Origin of the sequence: Nesterenkonia sedimenti (assembly GCF_012641515.1) — a bacterium.
Taxonomy (GTDB): domain Bacteria; phylum Actinomycetota; class Actinomycetes; order Actinomycetales; family Micrococcaceae; genus Nesterenkonia; species Nesterenkonia sedimenti.
On sequence record NZ_JABAHY010000001.1, the window covers coordinates 1 to 18,960 of the forward strand.

The window sequence follows — 18,960 nt, forward strand, 5'->3', positions numbered from 1 at the left end:
ACCACACATCTTCAAAAGATACTTGTGCTCAGAATTGTTTGTGTGTTGCGCGTCCACTCTGCGGTCCCCTTTCAACAACCCTGGTTGTTGATGGACCCAAGAACAGTACACACCCTTAGTGGGGGTGTGATAGTTGAATAGTGTCACCTGTTGTTGTGACCCATAGTTTTACCCGCCCCCCCTGTGGGGGTTGTGGTTGGTAGGGTTACGGCGGTTATAGCGTGGGGGAAACGCCCGGTCCCATCCCGAACCCGGAAGCTAAGGCCCACAGCGCCGATGGTACTGCACTCGAGAGTGTGTGGGAGAGTAGGACACCGCCGGACACAAATTAGAGGGAAACCCCCGCACACGGCAAAGGCGCCGAGTGCGGGGGTTTTCTGTATGCCCGATATCCTATTGCAGTGATGAAAAGAGACCACGCTATGTCTGAGCGCTCCGAACGAGACCGTCCCAGCCGTAACCCCAGGGACCTCCGGCGCTCCAACCGGGATGACCGTGGACGGTCGCCAGATATTGACGAGGACGTCACCGGCAAAGAACTCGATCGGGACGCAGCCCGCCAGCTGGGCACCCTCAATGACAGCAACCGCAAATGGGTGGCCAAGCATCTGGTCATGGCAGGACGACTGCTCGATATCGACCCGGCATTGGCCCTGGAACACGCCCTGGCAGCCTCGCGACGCGGTGGGCGTCTGGCCATCGTCCGTGAAGCCGTAGGCCTGGCCGCCTATGCCGCAGGAGACTACGCGGAGGCTCTGCGTGAACTGCGGACCTATCGCCGGATCAGCGGAGACCAGACACACCTCTCCGTCATCGCCGACTGCCTGCGTGCCCAGGAGAAGCCCGAGAAGGCCATCGAACTGGCCCAGGAACCCGAAGCTCAGCAGCTCAAGGGCGCACCCCGTGCCGAACTGGCTATCGTCACCGCCGGCGCCTACCAGGACCTCGGAAACCACGCGGCCGCCCTCACCGCCCTGGAGATCCCCGAACTCGACCTCAAACGGGCCTACAGCTTCAGCCCCCGACTCTACGCTGCCTATGCAGAGGCACTTGAAAACCTCGGACGTGACGAGGAAGCCCAGAAATGGCACCGCCATATCGGCATTGCTGAAAAAGCCCTCGGCACCGGCATATTCGAAGACCCCGAGATCCTGGACTTCGACGACGCCGAAGAAGCCCCAGCCCCCAAAGTCAAAGATGTGCTGGGGGATAAGCACGTTCCCGGACAGGAGGGCGGGCGCTGACCATGGCGCTGATCAAATCCCATGACGGTGTCCTCTTCGACCTCGACGGCGTCCTCTATGCCGGCCCCAACGCCGTCCCCGGAGCCAAAGAGGCAGTAGAGAACCTCAAGGGCCGCGGCATAGCCTGCGCATACGTCACCAATAATGCCTCGCGCTCTGCCGAGCAGATCGCAGCACATCTGAACGAACTGGGCATCCCCGCCCAGCCAGAGGAAGTCTACGGTTCGGCACCTGCCGGAGTGGCCCTGATGAGCCAGCACCTGCCCGCCCCAGCCAAGGTTCTGGTCACCGGCAGCGAATCCCTCAAAGACCTCTGCCGCCAACAGGGCTACCAGCTGGTGGACTCCGCCGATGACAAACCCGATGCCGTCATCCAGGGCTTCGAACCGACACTGGGATGGACTGACCTCGCAGAGGCCTCCTATGCCATCAACCGAGGTGCCCAGTGGTTCGCCACCAACCTCGACCGCAGCGTACCCCGAGACCGCGGTCTGGCTCCTGCCAATGGTGCCCTGGTCGAAGCAGTCAGCTTCGCCACCGGCCAGCGGCCCCTGGCCGCAGGAAAACCCGAACCAGTGATGTTCCAGCAGGCGTCCGAGGCACTGGGCCTTCAGCGACCACTGGTGATCGGCGACCGGCTCGACACCGATGTCCTCGGTGGCAACCGGGCCGGTTACACCACCGCCCTGGTACTTACTGGAGCCACAACGCTGGCGCAGGCCCAAGAGGCCACCGGAGCGGAAACGCCCCACTGGGTCCTGGAAACCCTGGCCGATATCTTCAACGGCAACCACAGGAGTCTCAACTCATGACAGAAACTCCAGAACAGCCCCCCGAACAGGAGCTGGCAGAGAACCCGCAGACAGAGGCCTCCGCCGAAGCCACAGGTGAACAGACCGCCCAACTCAGCTTGGAGAAGGTCGAAGAAAAGATCCGCGAGGCCGAGACACTGCACCAGGAACTGACCCAGCGCCTGCAGAAGACTGCAGGCGAATAGCCCCGCTCACCTGTCACCTGAGGGATACACACGCCGATGACCGCCGACCGGCTGGACAAGATACTGGTAGCCCGCGGACTAGCCCCCAGCCGCAGCAGGGCCGGCCAGCTCATCAGCGGCGGCTCAGTGACCATCGACGGCGTCGTCGTGAAGAAATCCTCCACCACAGTGCGGGCCGAGCAACAGGTGGCAGTCACCGGAGAGGACCCCTGGGTCAGCAGGGCCGCGCATAAACTCCTCGGGGCACTGGAGACCTTCAGCGATATCGACCCCCGCGGCACACGCTGCCTCGATGCCGGGGCCTCCACTGGAGGCTTCACCCAGGTGCTGCTGCACTATGGGGCCGATCATGTCGTCGCCGCCGATGTCGGACACGACCAACTGGCGCCCTCGCTGCGGGAGCACCCACAGGTGACCAATATTGAAGGCATCAACTTACGCTATGCCGAAGCCGGCGACCTCGGAGCGCCCTTCGATCTGATCGTCGCAGACCTCTCCTTCATCTCCCTGCAACTGGTCATCGGGCCGCTGGCACAGCAGCTGACCGAGCGGGGTCAGATGCTGCTGATGGTCAAACCCCAATTCGAAGTCGGCCGCCAACGCTTACCGCGCACCGGAGTGGTCACCGACCCCGGGCTGCGCCGTGAAGCGGTCACCGGGGTGCTGGAGGCCGCGGCCGAACACCAGCTGGCCGCCCGTGCCGTGGCGCGCTCACCCCTGGCAGGACAGGACGGCAACGCCGAGTTCTTCCTCTGGTTGCAGCCAGTGTCCGGAGTCAACGATAGGCTGGAAACCGCTGACCTGGAGAATGTGGACTTCGGCTGAAGGAGGTATAGGTGCGAGCAGTACTCGTCCTGGCGCATACCGGCCGCCGCGATGCGGTGGAGGCGGCCGTAACCGTCGCTGAGAACCTCCACGCAGCCGGCCTGCGCCCGGTGATGCTGGAACATAACCTGCAGTCCCTCGCCGCCGCCGCAGAGCAGCGCCTCAAAGCCGCCAATATCGCTGTGGCCGGGCGCGAGGTCGAAATCCAGGACTGCGAGATCGGCATGGTCCTCGGCGGAGACGGCTCCATCCTGCGAGCCGCGGACCGCGTCCGCGATGCGCGTCTTCCCCTGATGGGCATCAACCTCGGACATGTCGGATTCCTGGCCGAATCCGAACGCACCCAGATCGACGACTCCGTCCAATGGGTCATCGACCAGAACTACACCGTCGAAGAACGCATGGCCCTAGACGTCCAAGTCTGGCAGGCCGATCAACATCTGGGATCCAGCTGGGCGCTCAACGAGGCCAGTATCGAAAAAGCCTCCCGCCAGCGCATGGTGGAGCTCGTCATCGAAATCGACGGCGCACCGGTCTCCGCCTTCGGCTGCGACGGCATCGTGATGTCCACCCCCACCGGCTCCACCGCCTATGCCTTCTCCGCCGGCGGCCCAGTAGTCTGGCCCGAGGTTCAGGCACTGGTCCTGGTGCCGATCTCAGCCCATGCCCTCTTCGCCCGCCCCCTGGTGGTGGCCCCGGATTCGGTAATGGCAGTCGAACTGCTCCAGCGCGAGGACGAACGCGGCATCCTCTGGTGCGATGGCAGCCGATCCATGGAACTGCCCCCCGGTGCCCGAGTCGAGGTCACCCGCTCGGAGAAATCCGTGCTGCTGGCCCGGGTGCACCAGACCCCGTTCTCCCAACGGCTGGTGGACAAATTCAACCTCCCCACAACTGGTTGGCGCGGCCCCGTAGAGGCCCATAACACCCTGCCCTCCCGGGAGCCGGAGATCGGACTGGGACCAGACCCCGAGGCAGGACTGGGGGCAGGATAGAGACCATCATGATCGAGCATCTGGGCATCAGCGACCTCGGCGTCATCGAACGCGCCGAACTCGACCTCGCACCGGGCTTCAATGTGGTCACCGGCGAAACCGGCGCCGGCAAAACCATGGTGGTCACCGCATTCGGCCTGCTGCTGGGCGCCCGAGCAGAGGCAACAGCCGTCCGCTCAGGAGCCGCCAAAGCCGCCGTGGACGCCGAGATCCAGGTCCCCGCCACTCATCCCGCCCGCCACCAGGCCATCGAACTCGGGGCATTGGCAGAAGAGACCGACGACGACGAACCTGAGCCGATCCTGCTGGGCCGAGCAGTCAGCGCCAAGGGCCGCAGCAGGGCAAGCCTCTGCGGCAGAGCAGTACCGGTCTCCGTCCTCGCAGAGGTCGGGGCGGAACTGGTGACCGTACATGGCCAGAGCGACCAGCTGCGGCTGAAGAGCCCCACCGCCCAACGCTCAGCCCTGGACGCCTATGCCGGTGAGGAATTCGCCAGCCTCCTGAGCGAATACCAAACGAACTTCAGCCACTACCAGCAGCAGAAGGCCGAACTGGAAGAAATCACCAGCAACGAACTCGAGCGCCGCCGCGAGGCCGAGCACCTCCAGCAGGCCCTGGAGAACATCGACACCGTCGACCCCCAGCCGGGGGAGGACGAGGCGCTGAAAGCCGAATCGCTGAAGCTGGAGAACGTCGAGACCCTCCGAGAGGCCGCCCGAACCGCCCAGACCGCGCTCTCCGGAGGAGACGCCGCCGAGGTCACCGAACCCGGCCCGAACGCGGTGGAACTGGTCGAAGCAGCCTTCTCCGCCATCAACGGCACCGGCGCCGAGGATCAGGAGCTCACAGAGATCTCCCGGCAGCTCAGCGAGGCCTCCGCCGTGCTCACCGATGCCGCCTCCCAACTGGGTATCTACGCCGCCAGCCTGGAGGAATCCGGCCCCGAACGTCTCGCCGAGGTCCACGCCCGGCGCGCCGAGATCGACAAGCTGCTGCGGCTCTACGGGCCCGAGATCACCGATGTCATCAACTGGGCCCAGGAATCCAGAGAACGGCTGGGCACCCTGCAGTCTGATACCGACCGGATCGAAGAGCTCACAGCCGAGGTCCAACAGCTGGAGGAGAAACTCTGGCAGAGCGCGGCCGAGCTCACCCAACGCAGGCAGAGCGCCGGGGAACAACTGGCCCAAGCAGTGGGGGAGGAGCTCAAAGCCCTGGCCATGCCCCAGGCCAAGCTCACCGCCGCGGTGGAACCCAGCCAGATGCTGACCCCACACGGTGCCGACACGGTGGAGTTCCTGCTCAGCCCACACTCCGGGGCGCAGCCGCTTCCCCTGGGCAAAGGCGCCTCCGGCGGTGAACTCTCCCGCATCATGCTCGCCCTGGAGGTAGTCCTGGCCGAGAAGCACCACGCCGGAACCTTCATCTTCGACGAGGTCGACTCCGGGGTCGGTGGCAAGGCAGCAGTCCAGATCGGCAAACGACTCGCCGCCCTGGCCCGACACGCCCAGGTGATTGTTGTCACCCACCTGCCCCAGGTCGCCGCCTACGCAGACCACCACATCCGAGTGCATAAAACCTCCGATGCCGCCGCAGGAGTCACCGCCTCCGATGTCCACCCCCTGGACAAGCAGGGACGCATCGGGGAACTGGCCCGAATGCTGGCCGGCCAGGAGGACTCCGAGGCAGCCCGAGACCATGCAGCCGAGCTCCTCGAGACCGCAGCCGAGGAGTCCGGTACCTTATGAAGATCACAACTACCCATACCGAGTGATAGGCTGGAATCCCGTGGCGCAGCGCATTAATTCCCGGAATCAGAACAGTCCCGACAGCACCCGACAGATCTTTGTCACCGGTGGTGTTGTCTCCTCACTCGGCAAAGGCCTCACGGCCTCATCCCTGGGGCATCTCCTCAGAGCCCGCGGCCTCTCGATCGTGATGCAGAAGCTCGACCCCTATCTCAACGTTGACCCCGGAACGATGAACCCGTTCCAGCATGGCGAGGTCTTCGTCACCGAGGACGGTGCAGAGACCGACCTCGACATCGGTCATTACGAACGTTTCCTCGACGAGAGCCTCGACGGTCTCAATAACGTCACTACCGGCCAGATCTACTCCTCGGTCATCGAGAAGGAACGCCGCGGCGACTACCTCGGCGACACCGTCCAGGTCATCCCGCATATCACCGACGAGATCAAACGCCGGATGCGGCTGCCCGCCGATGAGCCCGGCGACCGCGAAGCACCAGATATCATCATCACCGAAATCGGCGGCACCGTCGGGGATATCGAATCCCAGCCCTTCCTGGAGGCAGCCCGCCAGCTGCGCCAGGACATCGGCCGAGAGAACGTCTTCTTCCTGCATGTCTCCCTGGTTCCCTATATCGGTCCCAGCCAGGAGCTGAAGACCAAGCCGACCCAGCACTCGGTGGCCGCCCTGCGCAGCCTCGGCATCCAGCCCGATGGCATCGTGCTGCGTTCGGACCGGGAACTGCCGGCCGATATCCGCGGCAAGATCTCCCGGATGTGTGATGTCGACGCCGATGCAGTCATCAACTGCGCCGATGCCCCCAGCATCTACGACATCCCTAAGATCCTGCATAAGCAGGCCATCGACGCCTATGTCGTCCAGTCCCTGGACCTGAAGTTCAAGGATGTGGACTGGAGCAAGTGGAGCCGCCTGCTCAATGTGGTGCACAACCCCGATGAGGATGTGGAAGTCGCCCTGGTCGGCAAATACATCGACCTCCCCGATGCCTACCTCTCGGTCAGCGAGGCACTGCGAGCCGGCGGCTTCGCCCATAACGCGCGCACCAAGATCCGCTGGGTGCCCTCCGACCTCTGCTCCGACCCCGACGGCGCGGCCAAAGCTCTCGACGGCGTAGACGCCATCTGCGTGCCCGGAGGCTTCGGTGTCCGTGGCCTCGACGGCAAGATCGGCGCCCTGCGGCACGCCCGTGAACAGAAGATCCCAGCCCTGGGCCTCTGCCTGGGCCTGCAGACCATGGTCATGGAATACGCCCGCAATGTGCTCGGACTGACCCAGGCAAACTCCACTGAGTTCGACCCGGAGACCGCCTACCCGGTGATCGCCACAATGGCCGAGCAGAAGAACATCGTCGAAGGTGCCGGCGATCTCGGTGGCACTATGCGCCTGGGCGCCTATGACGCAGTCCTGGCTGAGGACAGTGTCGTGGCTGCAGCCTATGGGAGCACCGAGGTCTCTGAACGCCACCGGCACCGTTACGAGGTCAACAACGAGTACCGGGACCAGCTCAGCGAGGCTGGCCTGGTCTTCTCCGGAACCAGCCCTGACGGCCTGCTCGTGGAATTCGTGGAACTGCCCAAAGAGGTCCACCCCTACTATGTCTCCACCCAGGCGCATCCTGAGCTGAAGTCACGGCCGACCAACCCGCACCCGCTCTTCGCTGGACTCATCGGGGCCGGGCTGGCTCGCCGACGCAGCAGCTGACGTGAGCATCCGTCAGGCGGCTGAGACCAGCCCGCTCTGGCCGGAGGTGGCCGACTACCTCGCCCACCTGCGGATCGAACGCGGCTCCTCAGCCAATACCCTGGCCTCCTATGAGCGCGATCTGGTGCGCTACACCGCCTATCTCGCCGGCCGGAACCTCAACCGGCCGGCGGAGGTGGACTCCGGGCATATCTCGGACTACCTCCAGGTGGTGACCACCGGAAGTGATGAGGGAACTGCCCTCTCCGAACGCTCCACTGCGCGGATGCTGGCCTCAGTCCGCGGCCTCCATAAGTACTGGGCACAGGAGGGGCGGGCAGCACATGATGCCGCAGCCGACGTCGTCGCTCCCACCTTGACCCAATCACTGCCCAAGGCCTTGAGCACCGATGAGGTCGTAGCGCTGATCGAGACACCGGATCCGGCAACCCCATTGGGACTGCGGGACAGGGCGCTGCTGGAGTTCCTCTACGCAACCGGAGCCCGGATCAGCGAGGCGGTGGCCCTGGACGTCGACGATGTCCACGCCGTCCAGGACGCCGGAGCAGGCGGACTGGTGCTGGTCAGGGTCACCGGTAAGGGCAATAAACAGCGCATGGTTCCCCTGGGCAGCAAAGCCCAGGAGGCACTGGGGAACTACCTCTCCAGTGCCGGCCGGACCACTCTGGCGGATAAGGCCGCCGCCCGGTCCGGGCGCAGCGGCGCCAGCCCCGCCCTGTTCCTGAACAAACTCGGCGGCAGGCTCTCCCGGCAATCAGCCTGGGAAGTGCTGAAGAAGACCGCCGATGCTGCCGGAATCACTGCTGAGGTCTCCCCGCATACCCTGCGCCACTCCTGCGCCACCCACCTGCTGGAGGGCGGTGCAGATATCCGAACGGTCCAGGAACTGCTGGGCCACGCCTCGGTTACCACCACCCAGATCTACACCAAGGTCACCATAGAATCCTTGCGTGAGCAGTATCAGACTGCCCACCCCCGTGCGCGGTAGACCAGGCAGAACACAGGCCTGGATGGAAAGGTCATAGACCATGGATGCACTCATGCTGCCCCTGGAACTGCTGGGGATCTTCGCTTTCGCGGTCTCCGGGGCGCTGCTGGCTGCCCGGAAACAGTTCGACCTCGTCGGCTCCGTGCTCCTGGCCAGCCTCGCCGGCCTCGGCGGGGGAGTGGTCCGTGACCTCATGATCGACCAGGGCCCACCAGTGGCCATGACCAACTCCCTGTTGCTCCTGCCGGTGCTGCTGGCGGTGGTCCTGGTGGCCGCAAAACTCCTCTACGAGAACCGACTGCGTAAGACCCTGCTGGCCTTCGACGCCATGGGGCTGTCTCTGTTCTGCCTCACCGGGGCCGTGATCGCCTATGAGGCCGGGCTGAACCCGGTGGCCTGCACTCTCCTGGGACTGACCACCGGGGTCGGCGGCGGAGCGCTGCGGGATGTGGTGGCCAATGAGGTGCCCCAGATCTTCAACCCCCGAGGGGTCTACGCACTGCCGGCCATGCTGGGGGCTGGCCTCACGGTGCTGACCCTGGAGCTGGGTATCTTCACCATCTGGAGCGGGCTGGCCATCTCCGCACTTGTCTTCACCCTGCGGATGCTCTCACTGCGCTTCGGCTGGCGAATCCCATTGGCCGGTAAACACATCAACGAGGAGTAGCTCTCAGCTGCTCACCGGTGAACTTCGCCGAAGGGCGGAAGATCTTGGTGTCCTCAGCTTGTTCCAGAATATGGGCTGCCCAGCCCACCACCCGGGCCACTGCAAAGGTCGGAGTGAACATCTGCCGGGGAATCCCACAGTGCTCCAGCAGCACTGAGGCATAGAACTCCACATTGGCGTGCAAACCGCGTCCGGGCTTCAGCTCCTGAAGCACTTTCTCAGCTGCCTCCTCGAATTCCAGGGCAGAGGAGACTCGGTCCCCACCGAGGTCAGAGACGACTTCCTTGAGCATTTGGGAGCGCGGATCCACGGTCCGGTAGACCGCATGCCCGAAGCCCATCAGCCGGCGGCCCGAGGAGATCTCATCCCGCAGCCACTGCTCAGTTTCGGCCCCCGAGGCCTGGACCTCATCCAAGGTCTCCAGGGCACGAGAGGGCGCACCGCCGTGTAGGGGACCGGTGAACGCCCCAAGGGCGCCTGCCAGGCAGGCGGCGATATCAGCCCCGGTGGAGGCGATCACCCGGGCAGTGAAAGTGGAGGCGTTGAACCCATGCTCCATTGCTGCCACCAGATATGTGCTCAGAGCGGCCACAGTCTTCTCCGCAGGCAGCTCACCGGTGAGCTGATGCAGGTACCGGGCCACAAAACCAGTCTGCTCTGAGAGCACCAATTCGGTCTCCCCGCGGGCGAACCGGTGCAGGGTGGTCAGCAGCTGAGGGGTCAGTGCGATCATCAGCACCGCCTGTTCCCGCCGGGTCCGCGGATCCAAGTCATAGAGCGGTTTGAGGCCCAGCTCCGAGGCGATCAGCGGAAGACCGACCTGCAGACCGGTCAGCGCATTGAAGGATGTGCCCTGTGACTGAGCCTGCTGGGCGGGGAGGGTGCGGCGGGCGATATCGGTGACCAGCTGCCGGTGCTCCTGCTGCAGGGCCACTGCCTGGTCGCCCAGACCGGCGTCGTCGTCGGGGAGGTTCCCATCCATCAGCAGCTGCCAGGCCTGCTCGAAGCTGGCAGTCCGGGCCACCTCAGTGGCCGAATGCCCCCGGTACTGGTAATAGCCTTCCAAGCCGCGGACCTGACTGATCGCCGTCTCAGCCACCGCAACATTGGTCAGCCCCCGAGGGACCTCGATCAGGGTGTCATCCATCCGGTCGGTGCCGGTATTGCTCTGGTTGCTCATCAGTGTCTCCTTCGCATCGGACTGCTCAGCAGTCGCTTCATGGTCTAATCATGGGAGGAGCGAATCAATGTTGATTGGATCAATATGGCCAGTGATGCTCAGTCCGCCATGCTGACCTCCGATGAGGTGGCTGCCCGGCTCGGAGTCAAGGTGCAGACTCTCTACGCCTATGTCTCCCGGGGACTGATCGGCTGTCTGCGCACTCCCCAGGGTTCACGATTCGATCCCTTGGAGGTTGAGGAGTTCGCTGCCCGCCGCCGGTCCCAACCTGTCAGGCGGCAGGGAAGTCTGGCAGCAAAACCACTGATGGTTCTGGACACTGATCTGGCAGTGGTCGAAGACGATGAGCTGTATCTGCGCGGACAGCCGGCGGGCGCTCTGGCCCGATCCAGAACAGTCGAGGAGGTCGCCGCCTGGATCTGGACCGGAGACTATGCCGCTGAGCTGACCAGGCCATCTCAGCAGGACCTCACCGCAGCAGAGGCCTTTCTGGCGGCAATGCCGGCGGCGGCCAGTCGGACCGATCAGCTCAGTGCACTCGCCCTGGCCCTGAGCGCAACTGATCCCCAAACTGCTGCAGGCACGGCTCAGGGGCTGCAGGCAGCTGGCTCCCGGTTCCTCCTGGCAGCTCCGGCCGTGCTGGCCCATAGCAGCGGAGGTGCACGGCGACAGACGGATTCGCCAGCCGACTCCAGCTCAGTGGCCGAGCAGCTCTGGCTGGCCCTGTCGGACCAGGACCTTCAGCCCGAGTATCTGCAGGCCATCAATGCCGCGCTGATCCTGACCATCGACCATGACCTCGCAGTCTCCACCTTGGCCGGGCGGATCGCAGCCTCGGCACGTGGTTCCGGCTATGCGGTGCTTTCCGCGGCACTGGGGGCCTTCGCCACACCCCTGCACGGACACGCCAGCCACTCGGCGGCGAGACTGCTGCGCTCCATTCGCAGCGGGCAGGGCCCGCATCATGCGGTGGCGGAGATCATGACCTCCACAAACGGCAGGGGCCTGCCGGGGTTCGGGCATTTCGCCTACCAGGACGGAGACTGCCGGGCCAAAACCCTCTTGGAGCTGATCCCGGCACTGCCCCATGGGCCAGCGGTGGTCGAGGCGGTGGCCGCCCTGGTGGAGGAGGCCGGAGGGTCAGGCCAGCTGCAGCCGAATATCGACCTCGCCCTGGCAGCACTGACCCAGGCAGCAGGAATGAACGACGACGACGCCCCACTGTTCTTCGCACTGGGCCGCTCGGTGGGCTGGATTGCCCATGCCATCGCTGAATACCACCAGCAGCCGCTGCGGCTGCGCCCCCAGGGCCGCTACACCGGCCCTTAAAGCTAGAGCTGCCGTTCGGCGGGACCGTTATAGGCACTCAGTGGGCGGATCAGCGAGTTATTCGCACGCTGTTCGAGGATATGAGCCGTCCACCCGGTGATCCGTGAGGCGATGAACAGGGGAGTGAACAGCTCAGTGTCGAAACCCATGAGGTGATAGGTGGGACCGGCCGGATAGTCCAGATTCGGTTTGATCCCCTTGGCCTCATCCATGGCCTGTTCCAACCCGTCGTAGAGACCCATCATCTCTTCCCGGCCGAAGTGTTCGACCATGGCATCCAGGGCCTGCTTCATCGTCGGGACCCGGGAATCACCCTTCTTATAGACCCGGTGCCCGAAGCCCATGACCTTCTTCTTCGCAGCCAGGGCATCCTCCATCCAGGCCTTGGCCCGGGCTGCGGCCTCTTCCCGGGTCTCCTCCTGACGGATGCCGATTTCCTCAAAGGTGTGCATCACCGCCTCATTGGCCCCACCATGCAGGGGACCCTTGAGCGCACCGATAGCCGCGGTAACGGCCGAATGCAGATCCGAGAGGGTTGAGGTGACCACCCGGGCGGTGAAGGTGGAGGCGTTGAAGGAATGCTCTGCGTAGAGCACCATCGAGACTCGGAAGGCGTCCACAACCTCTTCGGCGGCCTCCTCGCCGAAGGTCATCCACAGAAAGTTCTGGGAGTAGTCGAGGTCCTCCCGGGGATCGACCGGCTGTTGGCCGCGTCGTCGTCGTTGGTCATAGGCCACTACCGCGGGGAAGGCCGCAAAGAGCCGCTTGGCCTTGAGCAGTTCAGTCTCCGGGGAGGAATCCTCCGAGGCGGGATCATTGGCCCCGATCACCGAGACAGCAGTGCGGCCCACATCCATGGGGTGACAGTCGGTGGGCAGAAGGTCGATGGCGGCTTTGACCTCAGGGGTCAGGGCCCGGTTGCTGCGTTCGAATTCGATGAACTCCGCCAACTCCTCCTCAGTGGGCAGTTCAGCGTTCCACAGCAGCAGGGCAACTTCCTCGAAGCTCAGCTGGGCGGCAAGCTGCTGGACGGGATACCCCCGGTAGAGCAGAGAGTTGGTCTCCGGGTTGACCTTGGAGATAGCGGTGTGGTCGGCGACCACCCCGGCAAGTCCTTTGTAGACGGTTTCTTCAGTCATCATTGACCTCCTGGGGGTTGGGTGAAACCTTTATGGCACTTCGAAGTCGAAGATGCCGGAGTCGAAACTGCTGTAGGCCTCGTAGTCGACCAGCTCGTAGAGCCGGGCCCGGGTCATCATCTGCTCCACCGCTGGCTGCTGGGTGCCCTCGGACCGGATAGTGTCCAGCGTGCGTTCGATCGCACCCATCGCGGTGCGCAGTGAGGTCACCGGGTAGATGATCAGTGCGATCCCGGCGGCAGCCAGCTGCTCGCGGGTGAACAGCTCGGATTTGCCGAACTCGGTCATATTGGCCAGCACCGGCACATCCACTGCCGAGCAGACCACCTCGAACTCTGAGAGATCAGCCATCGCCTCGGGGAAGATCGCATCGGCCCCGGCGGCCACCAGAGCCTTGGCCCGGTCGATGGCGGCATCAAGTCCCTCTGCGGCCCGCAGGTCAGTGCGAGCCATGATCAGGAAGTTCTCATCCCGGCGGGCCTCAGCTGCGGCTTTGATCCGTTTGGTGGCGGTTTCGGTGTCCACAGTCGCCTTGCCGTCGAGATGCCCGCATCGTTTGGGGTTGACCTGGTCCTCAATATGGCAGCCGGCCAGCCCGGCGTTCTCCAGTTCGTGGATGGTCCGGGCGACGTTCATCGGTTCGCCGAAACCGGTATCGGCATCCACAATCGTGGGCAGATCGGAGAGCCGGGCGATCTGGCCCGCCCGTTGGGCCACCTCAGTCAGGGTAGTCAGTCCGATATCGGGCAGTCCCAGCTCATTGGCCAGCACAGCCCCGGAGACATAGAGCCCATCGAATCCCTTCTCCTGGATCAGCGGGGCCGACAGGGGAGTGAAAGTGCCGGGGAACTGCCGGGCCGCACCGGGGGTCAGAATCTCGCGCAGCTTTTCGCGCTTGGCCTCGGGGGTGGTTTTGGCGTACAGCATGCTCAGAACAGTCCCTTCGGAGATGCCGAGAGATCCACGACGCCGCCTGCGGCCTGGACATTGAGCCCCACCAGCTCCTCGGCAGTCAGCTCGGGAAGACGCTCAACGGTCTGCAGGAACCGCTCGATCTCGGCCTCGTCGAGGACCCCTTCGGCCAGAGTGCGGAACTTGGTGATGTACTGGGCCCGCGCAAAGGGCCGGGCGCCCAGCGGGTGGGCATCAGCCACAGCGATCTCATCGGTGATCACCCGACCATCGGTCAGTCGGATCTCCACGGAACCGCCGAAGGCCTTCTCGGAGATGTCCAGGGAGTGGTAGCGCCGGGTCCACTCGGGGTCCTCCTCGGTGGTGACCTTATGCCACAGCTGAACAGTGTCGGCCCGGCCGGCACGTTCGGGGGCGTAGGAGTCCACATGGTGCCATGCCCCGTCCTGCAGGGCGACGGTGAAGATATATGGGATGGAGTGATCCAGTGTCTCCCGGGAGGCGGTGGGATCGTATTTCTGGGGGTCGTTTGCCCCGGAGCCGATCACATAGTGGGTGTGGTGGCTGGTGCGGATGAGTACTGATTCCACATTGGCGGGATCGGTGACCTCGGGATGTTCCCTATGCAGCTTCCGAGCGAGGTCGATCCAGGCCTGTGCCTGGTATTCGGCGGAATGCTCCTTGGTGTAGGTGTCCAGGATGGCGCGTTTGGCCTCACCGGGACCCGGCAGCGGTACGGTGTAGTCGGCATCGGGGCCATCCAGCATCCAGGCGATCACCCCGTCCTCACCCTCATAGATGGGCACCGGTGAGGTCTGGCCCCGCATCGCCCGGTCCACTGCTTCGACAGCCATCTTCCCGGCGAAGGCAGGGGCATGGGCTTTCCAGGTGGAGATCTCGCCCTTACGGGACTGTCGGGTGGCGGTGGTGGTGTGCAGAGCCTGGCCCACGGCCTGGAAGATGGTCTCCGTGTTCAGGCCCAGCAGGGTGCCGATACCTGCCGCGGCAGCGGGGCCGAGGTGGGCGACATGGTCGATTTTGTGCTTATGCAGGCAGATGGCTTTGACGAGGTCCACCTGGATCTCATAGCCGGTGGCGATACCGCGGACCAGATCGGCACCGGTGGCCCCGGTGTGCTCGGCCACCGCCAGAATGGCGGGGATATTGTCCCCGGGGTGGGAGTAGTCCGCGGCCAGGAATGTGTCGTGATAGTCGAGTTCTCGCACCGCCACACCATTGGCCCAGGCGGCCCATTCGGAGGAGGACTTCTCTGCGATGCCGAAGATAGAGGATCCCGAGCCGTTGGCGGTGACCGCATGATCCAGGGCCTGGGAGCGGGCGGCGACGATCGGTGCCCGGTTGAGGCTGGCCACGGCCACCGCGGCATTGTCGATCACCCGGTTGATGACCATCTCGGTGACCTCGTCCTCGACAGCGACCGGATCGGTTGCGACCTGGGCGATCTTATAGGCCAGCTGATCCTCCCGGGCGAGGTTGTCCTTGCTGGGGTGGACCCGGACATTATGTTCGATCATGGGGTGGGTGTGTCCTCTCTCATGGTGTGGATACAGGTTCAGACTGCCGCTGTCGGGCGATATAGGCAAGACTTCGGCGCAGGTGCAGACGGATGGCCGCCTCGGCCATCTCAGGATCGCCGGAGGCGATGCCCAAACAGATATCGCGGTGCTCAGCCGCTGACTCCTGCAGGCGTTCGGGCCGGTCGCGGGCCATCCGGCGAATCCGGGTGAGGTGGATGCGCAGATTGGCCAGTGTGCCGCTGAGATAGGGATTGGCCACAGCCTGGTCGATGGCCGCATCCATCCGGGCAGCCAGGGCGTAGTAGTCCTCTGCTTCGGCTTCCGGAGGAAGATCACTGAATTCTGCGGCCAGGGCGGAGAAGACTGTGGGGTCACAGCGGCGGGCGGCCAGGGCGGCGGCCTGGGTCTCCAAGGGGATGCGCAGTTCGAAGAGCTGGTCGATGTTCTCCGGTGATATCTCGCTGACCACGGTCCCGCGGCCGCGCTGCTGGGTGGCCAGACCGGCGGCCACCAGTCGGGACAGGGCCTCGCGCACGGGGGTGCGGGACACACCGAGCCGTTCGGACTGCTCGACCTCGGCCAGCACGGTCCCCGGGGCAAGATGGCCCTCAAGGATCTGCTCCTGCAGCGCATTGTAGGCTGCGTCACTTGCCCGCATGCTCATCAGTGTATACACAGTCATGCGAAATTGGCAGGGTCTTCTGGGTTTCTGGGTGGAAGTCCGCCCAGGTGTATACACAGAGTGTTTCAGGTATTAGTCTGTGTGATGCAGGACACATGCATTGAACTGTCTGCACAGCCTCTTGTGCCGAAGGAGCGATAGATGAACGCCTCAACCTCCCATACTGACTATCGCCAACTGCATCAGCGGTCGATCACCGACCGGGAGGGCTTCTGGTTGGAGACCGCCGCAGAACTCGACTGGGACAGCTCTCCAACTGCTGCAGTGGATGCGAGCAATGCACCCCTATACCGGTGGTTCCCCGATGGGCAGCTCAATCTCTGTCATAACGCCCTGGACCGGCATATCGCCGCCGGCCGGGGAGACTGCACTGCCCTGATCTACGATTCGGCGGTCACCGAGGGCTCCCGCAGCTACACCTATGCCGAGCTCAGAGATGAGGTGGCCACCGCCGCTGGTGCGCTCGCCGGCCTCGGGGTCAGCCCCGGGGACCGGGTTCTGCTGTATCTGCCGATGATCCCGCAGGCAGTTATCGCCATGCTGGCCTGCGCCCGCCTGGGAGCGGTGCACTCAGTGGTCTTCGGCGGATTCGCCGCCAAGGAGATCGCCGCAAGGATCGACGACGCCGCCCCCGATACCGTGATCACCGCAACCGGCGGTATTGAGCCCACCCGCCGGATCGAGTACCTGCCCAAAGTCGCCGAGGCCGTTCAGCTGGCCCAGCATGGGGTTCGGGATGTCGTCGTCGTTGATCGTGAGGGATTCGAAACCAGTCTGGATTCAGCAGCAGCGACAACCTCGGCGACGAGCCCCGCTGTGCAGTGGCATGACTGGCATCAGCTGACCACACAGGCCGAACCAGCCGATCCGGTGACTGTGGATGCCACCCACCCCCTGTATATCCTCTACACCTCCGGGACCACGGGTAAACCCAAAGGGGTGGTCCGCGATCAGGGCGGAACCGCCGCAGCGCTGCAGTGGACTATGCCGTCGATCTTCGACGTCGGGCCTGATGAGGTCATCCTCTGTGCCTCCGATGTCGGCTGGGTGGTGGGGCACTCCTATATCGTCTACGCCCCGCTGCTGGCCGGGGCCACCAGCGTGCTCTATGAGGGCAAACCGGTGGGCACCCCGGATGCCGGGGCCTTCTGGCGAATGGTCGAACAGCATAAGATCAAATCTCTGTTCACCGCCCCCACTGCGCTGCGGGCGATCCGCAAAGCCGACCCCGAGGCCAGCCTGGTGGCCGACTACGATATCTCCAGCCTGCAGTACCTCTTCTCCGCCGGCGAGCGCCTGGACCCTGAGACCCAACGCTGGATCGGGCAGGCCCTGGATGTCCCGGTGATCGACAATTGGTGGCAGACCGAGACCGGTTGGCCGATTGCCGCCAATCCAGTGGGTATCCAACAGCTGCCGGTCAAAGAGGGATCAGCCACCCTGCCGATGGTCGGTTACGAGGTGGAAGTCCTGGACCCCATGGGGGAGCCGCTGCCTGCGGGGCAGGAGGGCAATATCGCGATCAAACTGCCGCTGCCGCCGGGGACCCTGCATTCACTGTGGGGTGATGATGACAGGTATGTGGATGCCTATCTGAGCGCCTTCGAGGGGTACTACACCACAGGAGACTCCGGCTATATCGACCAGGACGGTTATATCTATGTCATGGGTCGGACTGATGATGTCATCAATGTCTCTGGGCACCGGCTCTCCACCGGGGAGATCGAAGCCGCAGTGGCTGAGCATCCGGCAGTGGCCGAATGTGCGGTGATCGGCCTGGCCGATGAGCTCAAAGGACAGCGCCCTGCCGGGTTCCTGGTGCTGAAATCCGGTGCTGAGATCGACCACCAGCGGCTGCGCGAGGAACTGGTCGCCCATGTCCGCGCCACTATTGGGCCGGTGGCCGATTTCAAAGAGGTATCGGTGGTGGAGGCCCTGCCGAAGACGAGATCAGGAAAGATCCTGCGAAAAACCATGCGCCAGATTGCCGACGGCCAGGACTACACAGTGCCCTCCACCATTGAGGATCCCGCGGTGATCGATGCCCTTCTTCCGGTACTGCGCGGCAGCGCAGGCGCCAAATAGCCGATAGCCTTCCGGGGTATGAGCGCAGAGAGCACCGGATGGGATCCACAGGCCTATCTTCAGTTCAGTGCCGAGCGGCTGCAGCCCCTGGTGGATCTCATCCATCGGATCCGGCACCCGCATGCGGCCTCTGTACTGGACCTCGGCTGTGGTGCCGGCAACGCGGTACCGGTCATCCGGGCCACCTGGCCTCAGGCGAGGGTCCTGGGTATTGACTCCAGCCCCGAGATGCTGCGCACGGCCGAAGGGAACTGGGCGGGCGAGGACATTCGCTTCCACCAGGCCGATATCCGCAGCATCAGCAGCGCGGGACTGCCCCAGGAAGTAGCCGAGACCGGAGAGGTCGATGTCATCATCTCCAATGCCGCCCTGCAATGGCTGCCCGATCACCGCCAGCTGCTGCCCGGGCTGATGGAGATCCTCGCCCCCGGCGGTGCGCTCGCAGTCCAGGTCCCGGGAAACTTCAGCAACCCCAGCCACCGGCTGCTCTACGAGATGGCCGCAGCCGAACCCTATGCCCAGCACATCGACCCATCCCGCCTGCTGCGCCCCACTGCTGAGCCCAGCGACTATCTGCAGGAGATCTCCCGGCCCGGCTGGGAGGTCGAAGCCTGGGAGACCACCTACCTCCACATCCTGCAGGGCCCAGACCCAGTCTTCGAGTGGATCTCGGCCACCGGGGCCAAACCAGTACTGGAACAACTACCACCGCCGGTCCGTGACGACTTCATCGGTCAGTACAAGGCCGCACTGCGAGATGCCTACCCCGCCAGCGAGATCGGCACTGTGCTGCCGTTCCGACGGATCTTCTTCATCGCCCGGCGTACTGGCTAGTAGAAGGTTGCTGGTTGCCCATGTGAGATCAGGCGGTAATCTGGTCGAGTCAGTGACCACTGCAGTGCCCAGCC

The 18,960-nt window shown here is 64.2% G+C and carries 17 protein-coding genes and 1 rRNA gene; 13 read left to right on the forward strand and 5 right to left on the reverse strand.

Annotated elements, in window-relative coordinates; genetic code table 11:
- The first annotated feature begins 206 nt into the window (after window positions 1-206).
- The 10 genes from rrf (at window position 207) to HGQ17_RS00050 (ending at window position 9,187) form a co-directional block, all read left to right on the forward strand.
- Window positions 207-323: ribosomal RNA gene (gene rrf, locus HGQ17_RS00005) — 5S ribosomal RNA — on the forward strand.
- Between the two features lie 99 nt (window positions 324-422).
- Window positions 423-1,244 (forward strand): hypothetical protein, encoded by an 822-nt coding sequence (locus HGQ17_RS00010; protein ID WP_229503197.1) that lies wholly within the window; start codon window positions 423-425, stop codon window positions 1,242-1,244.
- Between the two features lie 2 nt (window positions 1,245-1,246).
- Complete coding sequence (locus HGQ17_RS00015) at window positions 1,247-2,056, forward strand: HAD-IIA family hydrolase (protein ID WP_229503198.1); 810 nt, start codon at window positions 1,247-1,249, stop codon at window positions 2,054-2,056.
- Window positions 2,053-2,241, forward strand: coding sequence for a hypothetical protein (locus HGQ17_RS00020; protein ID WP_168885928.1), 189 nt, complete (start codon window positions 2,053-2,055; stop codon window positions 2,239-2,241). Before HGQ17_RS00015 ends, HGQ17_RS00020 begins: the two co-directional genes overlap by 4 nt.
- Before the next feature lie 36 nt (window positions 2,242-2,277).
- The gene (locus tag HGQ17_RS00025) at window positions 2,278-3,066 is read left to right on the forward strand and encodes a TlyA family RNA methyltransferase (protein WP_168885929.1); all 789 of its coding nucleotides are present in this window, start codon (window positions 2,278-2,280) and stop codon (window positions 3,064-3,066) included.
- 11 nt (window positions 3,067-3,077) lie between these two features.
- Complete coding sequence (locus HGQ17_RS00030; protein ID WP_168885930.1) at window positions 3,078-4,061, forward strand: NAD kinase; 984 nt, start codon at window positions 3,078-3,080, stop codon at window positions 4,059-4,061.
- 8 nt (window positions 4,062-4,069) lie between these two features.
- Window positions 4,070-5,809, forward strand: a complete 1,740-nt coding sequence (gene recN, locus HGQ17_RS00035) for a DNA repair protein RecN (protein WP_168885931.1) — start codon at window positions 4,070-4,072, stop codon at window positions 5,807-5,809.
- Window positions 5,810-5,831: 22 nt separating this feature from the next.
- Window positions 5,832-7,532, forward strand: coding sequence for a CTP synthase (locus HGQ17_RS00040; protein WP_407670711.1), 1,701 nt, complete (start codon window positions 5,832-5,834; stop codon window positions 7,530-7,532).
- Window position 7,533: 1 nt separating this feature from the next.
- Window positions 7,534-8,520, forward strand: a complete 987-nt coding sequence (xerD, locus tag HGQ17_RS00045; protein ID WP_324615124.1) for a site-specific tyrosine recombinase XerD — start codon at window positions 7,534-7,536, stop codon at window positions 8,518-8,520.
- 40 nt (window positions 8,521-8,560) lie between these two features.
- A complete protein-coding gene (locus tag HGQ17_RS00050) occupies window positions 8,561-9,187 on the forward strand; it encodes a trimeric intracellular cation channel family protein (RefSeq protein ID WP_168885933.1) in 627 nt (208 codons plus the stop codon).
- On the opposite strand, the gene HGQ17_RS00055 is transcribed toward HGQ17_RS00050, so the two are convergent.
- Window positions 9,174-10,367 (reverse strand): citrate/2-methylcitrate synthase, encoded by a 1,194-nt coding sequence (locus HGQ17_RS00055; RefSeq protein WP_229503199.1) that lies wholly within the window; start codon window positions 10,365-10,367, stop codon window positions 9,174-9,176. The genes HGQ17_RS00050 and HGQ17_RS00055 overlap by 14 nt on opposite strands.
- Before the next feature lie 84 nt (window positions 10,368-10,451).
- Here HGQ17_RS00055 and HGQ17_RS00060 point away from each other — a divergent pair, with 84 nt between their 5' ends.
- On the forward strand, window positions 10,452-11,696 hold the full coding sequence (locus HGQ17_RS00060) for a citrate synthase (RefSeq protein ID WP_168885934.1): 1,245 nt from the start codon (window positions 10,452-10,454) through the stop codon (window positions 11,694-11,696).
- Between the two features lie 2 nt (window positions 11,697-11,698).
- Here HGQ17_RS00060 and HGQ17_RS00065 read toward each other — a convergent pair whose 3' ends face one another.
- Genes HGQ17_RS00065 through HGQ17_RS00080 form a run of 4 tightly spaced genes read right to left on the reverse strand, consistent with a single transcriptional unit; the run spans window position 11,699 to window position 15,943 of the window.
- Window positions 11,699-12,835, reverse strand: a complete 1,137-nt coding sequence (locus HGQ17_RS00065) for a bifunctional 2-methylcitrate synthase/citrate synthase (RefSeq protein ID WP_168885935.1) — start codon at window positions 12,833-12,835, stop codon at window positions 11,699-11,701.
- 30 nt (window positions 12,836-12,865) lie between these two features.
- Entirely contained in the window at window positions 12,866-13,762 is an 897-nt protein-coding gene (gene prpB, locus HGQ17_RS00070) for a methylisocitrate lyase (RefSeq protein ID WP_168885936.1), read from the reverse strand.
- 2 nt (window positions 13,763-13,764) lie between these two features.
- A complete protein-coding gene (locus tag HGQ17_RS00075; RefSeq protein WP_168885937.1) occupies window positions 13,765-15,282 on the reverse strand; it encodes an MmgE/PrpD family protein in 1,518 nt (505 codons plus the stop codon).
- A 19-nt stretch (window positions 15,283-15,301) separates the two neighbouring features.
- On the reverse strand, window positions 15,302-15,943 hold the full coding sequence (locus HGQ17_RS00080; RefSeq protein WP_168885938.1) for a GntR family transcriptional regulator: 642 nt from the start codon (window positions 15,941-15,943) through the stop codon (window positions 15,302-15,304).
- Window positions 15,944-16,108: 165 nt separating this feature from the next.
- Between HGQ17_RS00080 and HGQ17_RS00085 the strand changes: the two genes are divergently transcribed.
- Both HGQ17_RS00085 and HGQ17_RS00090 read left to right on the forward strand, forming a co-directional pair.
- Complete coding sequence (locus HGQ17_RS00085) at window positions 16,109-18,052, forward strand: acetate--CoA ligase (RefSeq protein ID WP_168885939.1); 1,944 nt, start codon at window positions 16,109-16,111, stop codon at window positions 18,050-18,052.
- An 18-nt stretch (window positions 18,053-18,070) separates the two neighbouring features.
- The gene (locus HGQ17_RS00090) at window positions 18,071-18,886 is read left to right on the forward strand and encodes a methyltransferase domain-containing protein (RefSeq protein WP_168885940.1); all 816 of its coding nucleotides are present in this window, start codon (window positions 18,071-18,073) and stop codon (window positions 18,884-18,886) included.
- Window positions 18,887-18,960 lie beyond the last annotated feature (74 nt).